Raw genomic sequence first — 8,856 nt, forward strand, 5'->3', positions numbered from 1 at the left:
GTGCTAATCGTCTTCATGGTGTTGCTTCCTTTCAGGTTCAATGCCCTGAGCTTAATGCTCAGGGGAAGCAACGCCACCCAATCCTCAGTTCTTTTTCAACAGAGAACGGGACATCCCCAACGGTTCCGGTCAGGTGCACCAGGTCCCCTTCGGCAAGCTTCGATTCAAGCAGTTTGCGCAGGGGCGGCTTGAAGCACACCACAGTGTTCCACACGGGCACGGTCTTCCATGAACCGCGATCATCCCTGGTCGCATATTCGTGCACAACGGTTATGGTCGTCGCTTTCTTATACGCGTTGATGCTGCCGATGCGAACGATTGCACTCCAGGTAAAAGAGCCACTCATGCGCGAAGTCCAGCGGAAACGATGACTTGGACAAGGGTGACATAGACTTCGAACGCATCCGCGATCTTCGGACGCCACACGACCGCCAGGTCAGCGCATTTCCTGTCATCATCCCCGAAGATGTTACGGGTCACCGAACCGGCCATTCGATGAACTGCGAAACCGGATGCCGGCTCAGCAAACGCCGGTTGTAGTGCTCGGCCGCGAAGATGCAGCAATCGGTCCCGGCCTCCGTACCCAAACAGGTGCGCGACAGCTTCCGGGCGCAAGCGCTGACATGCAGCCGAAAATCCGGATGGTCGAGGGGCGTGTGGATCCGCGTGGCGCCGACGAGTTCGGATCCTCGTTCGGCGAACAAATGCCATCCCCGGACGGAAATACCGAGACGGCTGATTTCCCCGTCGCTCAGAACCCTGCCGGGCATCGGTTCGACAGGCTCGAACACATCCGCGACATCCTTGTCGAGTTGATCATCACCGGTTCGCCGCGTAGCGCGCCGCAATCGTTCCACGGTCACCCTTGCATCGAGGACGATTTGCTCTTCTACCGCCTGAAGCAAATTCGCATCGAGTATCATCGGCCTGTCTCCGCACGCACTACAACCTTGAGTTTATTAGTCATCAATTGTTGCACAATGTCAAAACTCTATCGCGTTCTTGCCTGGTTCATCGCTCTAAAGATGATGTTTGACCGGCGCAGTATCTGCCGATGGAATGCGCAATCGTATGACTGCGCACCCCGAAGGGGCCTCAGGCCCCGATCCTTTTGATTGGAATACCCAGTTTTTTCGCCTTGTCGACCAGATTTTCAGTAATGCCATTTCCAGGACAGGCAATCAGGCCCTTGGGCATCGTGTCGAGCAGCAGGTCGTTGCGCTTGAACGGAGCGGCTTTCCTGTGCGTCTTCCAGTCGGGCTTGAACGGGACCTGTGTGACGTCGCGGTTTTCCGCCCACTTGGCCGCAATCAATTCGGCTCCGGTAGGGTTAGCCCCATGAAGAAGGATCATATCGGATATTTTTCCCGGGTCTGATCCAGCACTGCCCAAATGGCATTGTGGTCCTGCACCTCCGGTCCGCCGGCGAAGGCGATCCGTGTGCCATCCGGACAATGGACTTCGTTTTCCCGACGCCGTTTGGCCGAGAGGAAATCCCGGCTTTCGATGACGGCAGCGGTCAGGGCTTTGTGGGACACTTTCGAGCCCGTGCGCGGCAGCCAGGCCGAACCGATCTGTGCGCGGTAGTGCTCGCCGGCACAGTCCCGGATTTCCTCGAACGCATCGCGTTTCTCGGTCAGGTTCTGGCCCTTCTGAAAGAGGCGCTCGAGTTCGACGCTCTTGACCTCCGATCCGTCCTGTGCGCGTTGCTGTTCGCGTTGTTCGCTCTCATTGTCGCCGAGCAGCTTGTCGATGTGGGTCACCCTGCGGTGAAAGATGTTGACGATTGACCAGAGCACTTCGTCCAGCTCATCCTCGAGGGCCGTGTCGGCAAGTAATGTCATGGATGCCTCGACCATGGCCCCCATCGCGGCTTCGACGGATCCGGTTTCGGGCAAGGGGCGAGGATCGGGCTCATCGGCGGGGCGTTTGAAGCCATTCATGGCGGCTAAGCGTTCTAGGATGGCTGCGGTGGGGCTGGAGAGGTGTTCGAAGTGTTCGGTTGCCATGAGACTGTTCCTTTCGTCTGTCCGTTTTGGATGGCGCGATGGATCAGCCCGGCGGCCGGATTGCGCCCGAAGGGTCAAAGCGAAGCGGAGAACAATGAAGGACGGGAAATTTGCTGCGCGAGGAGGCCCCTTGGGGCCGGGGAAATTTCCCGGCCGCAATTGTCGCGGTCCGGGCGAGGACGCCTCTGCGTCCGACCCGGGCTGGTAAATCGCAAAGACAGCCAATTCGGACAGGTCGGACAAGGGGACGGCACGGCCGCCCCCGAACCGTCACCTCTGAAGAACCTCCGGCGGATCGATGCCGCAATCGCGCATGGCTGCCGTTAACCGAACACGCAATGCCATAAGCCCATCTTCCTGCAGGTCACTGTTGAAGTCATCGCGCTCCGGCGCCAGTTCGTAGACGGTCATTCCCATCGGCTCGACTCGCGCCCGGAGTCTTGCTGCGGCGTTCTCGCCGGCCGTGCCATTGTCTCTCGCAATCCACAAACGTCTGATTTGCGGCGGCGGATCGAACAGTCCCAGATGGTTCGCCGTCAGACAGGCGGCCAGGCTGAGCAACGGAAAAGCCGATCCGACGGACAGGACAGTCTCGAGGCCTTCGCCGGCGACCAGGTCCTCACTGCCCGGTCTACCGGCAAAGCGAATGGCGTTGCCATAAAGCCGTCCCAAAACGCGCTTGGGCTCCTCGATCGGCGCGAGCGCATCGTTCCGGACATCAAGAAACGTCCGGGCGCATCCGGTGATCGCACCGTCATTATCTGTGATGGCGGCCAGCAGCGCCGGAAGCTGCCGGGTTTGGTCATCCGCATCCCGGAAATACACACGCGAATGGTAAGCGAGCGCCGATCCGAAGCGGCTGATGTTTCGGCCACGCAGATAGCGCTCGGCCGGTGTTTTTCCGACCGGTCGTCCAATCGAAAAGAGCCGCCGGCCGGCCTCGGTTTTGTCGCTGGACCGGCCGGACACCACCCCATCGAGCATTGAAGGGCGATCCGGTTCCGGATCCGGCCGGCCCAGGAAACGCCGGGCTTCGTTGAAGGCCTCACGCTTGCTGCAGTTCTTGTGCATCTCGATGAGATCGATCAAGTCCCCGAATTCGTCGGTCGCATAATCAGACCAACGCCCTGCGGCCCTGCCACCAGCCGGTCTGAGGCGAATGGCGAGGCTGCGGCCGGCGGCGCCGGTGGTGTCACCCATCTTCCAGTAATTCCCGACCCGGCGCCCGTTCGGGAACCAGGCCCGGCAAAAGGCCTCCGTCCGGGCGGCCAATTGCTCGACAATCTCGCGTGCGGCGGACATTATGCTGCCTCCCGCGTTGTCACGACGCGGTGGTCCTGCAGGAGCTTTTGCAGAACCTCTTCATTGTCGGTCGGCACGAACGCACGGGTCTTCCACGAAATGATCTCGGTAAAGCAGCCGATCGCCTTCAGCGCCGGCAGGCTGGACGGCCCGAACCCGGTCAGTTCCAGGCGATTGGTCCCCATCACGCGCGAGCGGCACAACGAAAGGCCGCCGGCGAGATGAAGCCTGGTGCCCCTGAGCATGACCGCCTGACTGACATCGGCAGCGGACATTTCGATGTCGCTGTCGACGCCGAGATCGCCGCAAAGCCGCATCAATTGCTCCTGCGTGACCAGCCTGCCGATGACGCGCTCGCCCTCGTCTGTCTGCAGACGGTAGACACGCATGTTGTCCGAGGGCAGGTGCGACCAGATCGGCAACAACAGGCCCGAGATGATGGTGAATGTCGAGGTGGTGAACTCGGGGATCGATTTGAGCTCCGCCTCCCATGCGACTTCGAACGCGGTATCGTCGACCATTTCCCATCTCGAGGCCTCGAGTTGAACCTCGAGCAGTTTCTCCGTCGCCATGGGCCGCCGAAGACGAAAGCGGCGATGCGTGGTTCCGTCTTCCTCGGTCAGACTGGTTGTCGGTATACAGATCGCCGCGCGGCGGGATTTCCGGTTGATCATAAAACGGGCGTCCGGATAGCCTTCGACGAGCTCGCGTACACCCTCCAGGTCGAGCGGCCGGTTGCGGTCTGTCCGCTCGATCGTCAGGGCGACGGTCTCGGCGCCGGTCCCCGGATGCTCATAGATCACCTTGCGGCCACTGATTTCGAACCGCTCTGCCCGCAGCGTCTCAAGACCGACATCGTATGTGCCGGCGGCCATCGCATCCTCGACAAGGCCATCGAGGATTTCGGTGAAGCAATCGAAAATGCTGTTCTGCATGTCGATCGTCAGGGCCAGGACCCGGTTCAGGAACTGCGAGATCGGCGGCAACTGCTCGCGCAGTGTCCCGTCCGAGTCGAGCAGGGACAGGCCGGTCAGATCGACGAACTCGTCCAGCGAGCAGCACTTGGCGCGTCCCCCGACGATATCGAGAAAGAACCGCCGCAGCGCAGCCCGACCATAGACGCTTTCCAGATTGTCTTCGGACCGGAACATGCCCTGCCCGCCCGTCTGCCTCTGCCCCTTGGTGATCGCCCCGAGCGTGTCCAGACGCCGCGCGATTGTGCTGAGGAACCGCTTTTCGCCTTTGACATCGGTGGCGACCGGCCGGAACAGGGGCGGTTGTTTCTGGTTGGTCCGATGCGTCCGGCCAAGACCCTGTATGGCATTGTCCGCGCGCCAGCCGGGCTCCAATAGGTAATGAACCCGCAACCGGTCGTTCGCCGCATTGAGGTCCGCATGGTACGAGCGGCCCGTCCCGCCGGCGTCCGAAAACACGAGCACGCGCTTCTGATTGTCCATGAAGGCCGCGGCCTCAGCGAGGTTGGACGATCCCGGCCGGTTCTCGACCTTCAGCCGGTCGTCCCTAGTGCGCACGATCCGCCGTGATCGCCCGGTCACTTCAGCAACCTGATCTTTACCGAATCGCCAGATAATCTGATCAAGCGCGCCTTGAACCGCCGGCAATGCGCACAGATGTTCAATCAAGCTGTCACGCGCCGCGGCCGCCTGCCGGCATTCAATGGCGTTGCCATCGTCGTCCCGGGCCGGGCGGGATTGAAGGTTGCCATTCTCGTCGGTATAGGGTTCGAACAGCTGTGTCGGAAATGAGTGATTCAAATAGTCGAGCACGTATTCGCGCGGCGTGACGTCGACCTGCAGATCGTGCCATTCCGATGGCGGGATTTCGGCGAGACGCCGCTCGAGCAAAGCTTCCGAGGTCGAAACGACCTGGATGACGGCCGCATGCCCGGCCTGAAGATCGGCTTCGATGGACTTGATGAGGGACGGACATTTCATCGACGTCAACAAGTGACCGAAGAAGCGCTGTTTTGAACTCTCGAACGCGCTGCGCGCCGCACTCTTCGCCTGGACGTTCAACGTCTTGTCTTCCGAATTGATGCCCGAGGCCTCCAGGGCCTTTTCCAGGTTCTTGTGGATGATCTGATAAGCGTTCGCATAGGCGTCGTAGATGTCGCGCTGACCGGCGGTCAGTTCATGAACCAGCATGTCGTATTCGACACCGACGAACGACAGGGAGCGTGCGATGTATAGGCCGAGGGCTTTCAGATCGCGGGAGATGACCTCCATGGCGCCGATGCCGCCCTCCTCCATCGACGAAACGAAGTCGGTTCGCGTTTTGAAAGGAAAATCGCCGGTCTGCCACAGACCAAGCCGGACCGCGTAGGCGAGATTGGCGACGACCGTTGCACCGGTGGCCGAGACGTACAGGACGCGCGCATCAGGCACGGCGTGCTGCAGCCGCAGGCCTGCGAGTCCTTGCTGCGAAGGCTTGGTATCGCCCCGTTCGCCCTTGGAGCCCGCAGCATTCGCCATGGCATGGGATTCGTCGAAGGCGATCACGCCGTCGAAATCGTTGCCCAACCAGTCAATCAACTGCTGAAGACGGCTGGCCTTGCCTTGCCGCTCGGCCGATCGCAGTGTCGCATAGGTGACGAACAGGATACCCTGGTCCAACCGGATCTCGGTGCCCTGCTTGAAACGCGACAGGGGAACGATGTCGGAGGCCTCGCCACCAAGGGCCGTCCAGTCGCGCGTCGCGTCCTCGATCAGTTTGTCGGATTTCGACAGCCAGACCGCCCGCCGGCGGCCGGCGAACCAGTTGTCCATGATGACCCCGGCGACCTGGCGGCCCTTGCCGCAGCCGGTGCCGTCACCCAGCATGAAACCGCGCCTCAGCCGGAATGCTCCCTCGGCATCTTCTGCTGCAACATCAAGCCGGTCGAATGTTTCATCGGCCGTAAAACGTCCCTGCAGATGTCCCGAATGTGCCTCGCCGGCATAGATAATCGTTTCCAACTGCGCTTCAGACAACACCCCGTCCGCGATCAGAGCGGGTGCAAGCTTTGGCCTGTAGGTTGGCAATGGCGGCGCGACCGAGGCCATCGCGGCCGACTGCACCAATGTGGTTGGATGGGCGCCGGCGCCGGCAATTTCGATCGACTGAACCTGGTAGGGCTCATAAAGCGAGACTGACAGCGCTTTGGTGCTTTCGCTCCAGTCCCGCGCGACATAGGTCACGTCAACCGGTTCGATCCGTTCGAAGGGATGCCGGTCTCGCTCTGCCGCTGCCGCGCGGGCGCGGACCAACGCCTTGTCCCGAAGGGCGGCAATTTTTGTCGGCTTCGCCGCCGGTGCTACCGTCACAGCTGCTCGAGGCGGAACGTGGTTGACGACGAGATCCAGGAGCGCCCTTGTCGTATCCACCTTATCATGAAGACCCGAAAACGGGTTGGCATCGCCGGCCGGTTTTTTGTCGATGACGGTCAGCCGGGTCTCGGTCGTGGTGCCATGGCGGGCATAGACCTTGCCGTCGATCGCGGCCGAGAAGACGACGCGGGCCCGTTCCTGCAGGTCCTCGAAAAACCCGCGCCACTGCGGCGCATCGGGCGAAAATCCCGATCCGGAGATCAGCACCAGGCGGCCGTTGTCCGGCAGACGCGCCAGGGCGGAGCGCACGTGCTGCGCCGTCGCGCTCTTGAACCGTCCGGAGACATTCGGTGCAGCGGAGAATGGAGGGTTGATCAGGACAAGCGTGGGTTCGATCGACCGATCCAGCCGGTCATCGATGCTGGCGGCGTCGTGGCGTGTCACGGATCCGCATTGAAACAACTCGGCGAGGATCTCGGCACGCGTTCCGGCAAATTCGTTGAGCGCAAGGTCAGCGCCGGCGATCCGCGCGAAAGACGCCAGGAGGCCTGTCCCGGCCGATGGCTCCAGGACAAGGTCCGAGGGACGGATGGAGGCGGCCTGTGCCGCAACAAAAGCGAGCGGCAACGGTGTTGAGAATTGCTGAAGGTCCTGCGATTCTTCGGAGCGGCGGGTATGCGAGGGAACCAGCCCGGACAGGCGTTCCAGCATGGAAAGGAACGCGGCCGCATCTTTCGACTGGCGCCGCATGGCGGAACCATATTTGAGCACGAACAGGACCTGCGCACATTCGGCGGCTTCATAGGCGTCCTTCCAGGACCAGGCACCATCGGCATCGGAGGCATCAAAGGCCTCCTCCATGGCGGCCCGCAGCGATGAGGCATCAACGGACCGGCCGGATTCAAGGGACGGCAAAAGCAGACGGCCGGCCGCGACGATGGATGCAGCAAAGCGCAGCGGCTGCGCAGGGGAAACGGCAATGTTCATGAAAAATCTCCGGAAGTTGGCGTGACGCCCGCCCGGAAACTCTCTCTGGTCCCGGGAAGGCTTGCCCTTCCCGTCCCCTTCTCTCCCTCTTGCGGCCGCTCAAAAGGAGGATTGATCCCGGCACGCGTATCTGGTGGAGACCGCAAAGCGAGATGCCTAAACGCCGCACATGCCTTCGCACTCGTTCAAAAACAGATTGAGCTGCCCGCGCTCTTCCGCGCTTGCCAGATCGGCCTCCTCCAGGGGCTGGCGGCTGGGGTGCATAAATTGCAGTGCCCGCATACCCCGACAAGGACCAGTGGCCCGCAAGGCATGGTCTACCGAGACGGCATCGTCCCAGCTTTACGGATCGTTGTCGCGCATCTCACGCCACACCGCGTCGGAATGGAACGGGCATCCGATACAGGCGGATTTTGTTGGCTCGGGATAGCCGTGATGCCGCAGCCAGGCGAGACAGGCCTGCCTTGAGATACGCTGCTCGATCAGCGGCCAGCGATTGATTTGCCATGTATTGCGCGCGGGCTTCATGCGGATGGCCTCGTCCAGCGAGATGCCGATCCAGACCTCCACCGCGCCGGCCGGAATCCGTTGCCGGGGGGCATATCCGAGCAGTTCGCGCTGTTTCTTGGCGATCGGCGCGATCTTGAAATCATACGTGCATTGGCGTTTACCCATGCCGTCCCGAAATTCGTCGCGCGTCAGAATGCGCGTGCCGACCTGAACGCGATTACCGTATTCATCCTCATCGAAGACCGGGCGCTCGGACCCGGCCGGAAAAATCTCGCGGCTGAAGAACGGGGCGGATGTAAACCGCCGCCCTTGCGGCCTGCAACTGTCCAGGATGTCGTCGCGGATGTTGCCGGCCGACACGATATGAACCGGAAACGGAAGGACGTTGCCGGACCGAAGCCATTGGAGATGCTCATAGACGGCGCGCGGCTCCCGGCCGGTATCGGCGAATATCGCGCAATCGGGCATTGGACCGATCTCACCGTGGGCGGCCATCAAAGCAAGCGCCGTGCTTTGAACACCGGCACCGAGTGAAATTGTGCGCAGGCGTGGTGGTTGCCCGACCGGGAGGGCCGGACTTGAAGGAGAAAACATGGAAGACCTCCTATGATGATTGTCCAGCAGGATTGTTCTGTCCCGCGATTTTGAATGCCGGAAAGTCATCGAAGACCCAGCCGTTTTTCAGTGTGTCGTAGATGATCGCGAGCAACTTGCGCGCTGTG

Annotated in this window: 5 protein-coding genes and 1 pseudogene; all 6 read right to left on the reverse strand. The window is 61.4% G+C overall.

What is annotated here, in order from left to right; all coding sequences use genetic code 11:
- Positions 1-58: 58 nt before the first annotated feature.
- The 6 genes and pseudogenes from E4M07_RS28585 to E4M07_RS28610 all read right to left on the reverse strand — a co-directional run bounded on the left by E4M07_RS28585 (position 59) and on the right by E4M07_RS28610 (position 8,629).
- Complete coding sequence (locus tag E4M07_RS28585; RefSeq protein WP_136661828.1) at positions 59-346, reverse strand: hypothetical protein; 288 nt, start codon at positions 344-346, stop codon at positions 59-61.
- Between the two features lie 130 nt (positions 347-476).
- On the reverse strand, positions 477-923 hold the full coding sequence (locus E4M07_RS28590; protein WP_136661829.1) for a hypothetical protein: 447 nt from the start codon (positions 921-923) through the stop codon (positions 477-479).
- A gap of 172 nt (positions 924-1,095) precedes the next feature.
- Positions 1,096-2,009, reverse strand: a pseudogene (locus tag E4M07_RS28595) (DUF2493 domain-containing protein).
- A 270-nt stretch (positions 2,010-2,279) separates the two neighbouring features.
- Complete coding sequence (locus E4M07_RS28600) at positions 2,280-3,311, reverse strand: toprim domain-containing protein (RefSeq protein ID WP_136661830.1); 1,032 nt, start codon at positions 3,309-3,311, stop codon at positions 2,280-2,282.
- A complete protein-coding gene (locus E4M07_RS28605; RefSeq protein WP_136661831.1) occupies positions 3,311-7,624 on the reverse strand; it encodes a strawberry notch family protein in 4,314 nt (1,437 codons plus the stop codon). The genes E4M07_RS28600 and E4M07_RS28605 overlap by 1 nt, the downstream gene beginning before the upstream one ends.
- Before the next feature lie 342 nt (positions 7,625-7,966).
- Positions 7,967-8,629 carry a hypothetical protein gene (locus E4M07_RS28610; RefSeq protein ID WP_348640547.1) on the reverse strand — a complete coding sequence of 221 codons (663 nt, stop codon included), beginning with the start codon at positions 8,627-8,629 and terminating at the stop codon, positions 7,967-7,969.
- Positions 8,630-8,856 lie beyond the last annotated feature (227 nt).

This window comes from Nitratireductor sp. XY-223 (assembly GCF_004959855.1).
GTDB lineage: Bacteria > Pseudomonadota > Alphaproteobacteria > Rhizobiales > Rhizobiaceae > Hoeflea_A.

Bases quoted from the DNA above. Each gene is read 5' to 3' on its own strand.
- E4M07_RS28585 (WP_136661828.1), bottom strand. From the start codon at position 346: ATGAGTGGCTCTTTTACCTGGAGTGCAATCGTTCGCATCGGCAGCATC.
- E4M07_RS28590 (WP_136661829.1), bottom strand. From the start codon at position 923: ATGATACTCGATGCGAATTTGCTTCAGGCGGTAGAAGAGCAAATCGTC.
- E4M07_RS28600 (WP_136661830.1), bottom strand. From the start codon at position 3,311: ATGTCCGCCGCACGCGAGATTGTCGAGCAATTGGCCGCCCGGACGGAG.
- E4M07_RS28605 (WP_136661831.1), bottom strand. From the start codon at position 7,624: ATGAACATTGCCGTTTCCCCTGCGCAGCCGCTGCGCTTTGCTGCATCC.
- E4M07_RS28610 (WP_348640547.1), bottom strand. From the start codon at position 8,629: ATGGCCGCCCACGGTGAGATCGGTCCAATGCCCGATTGCGCGATATTC.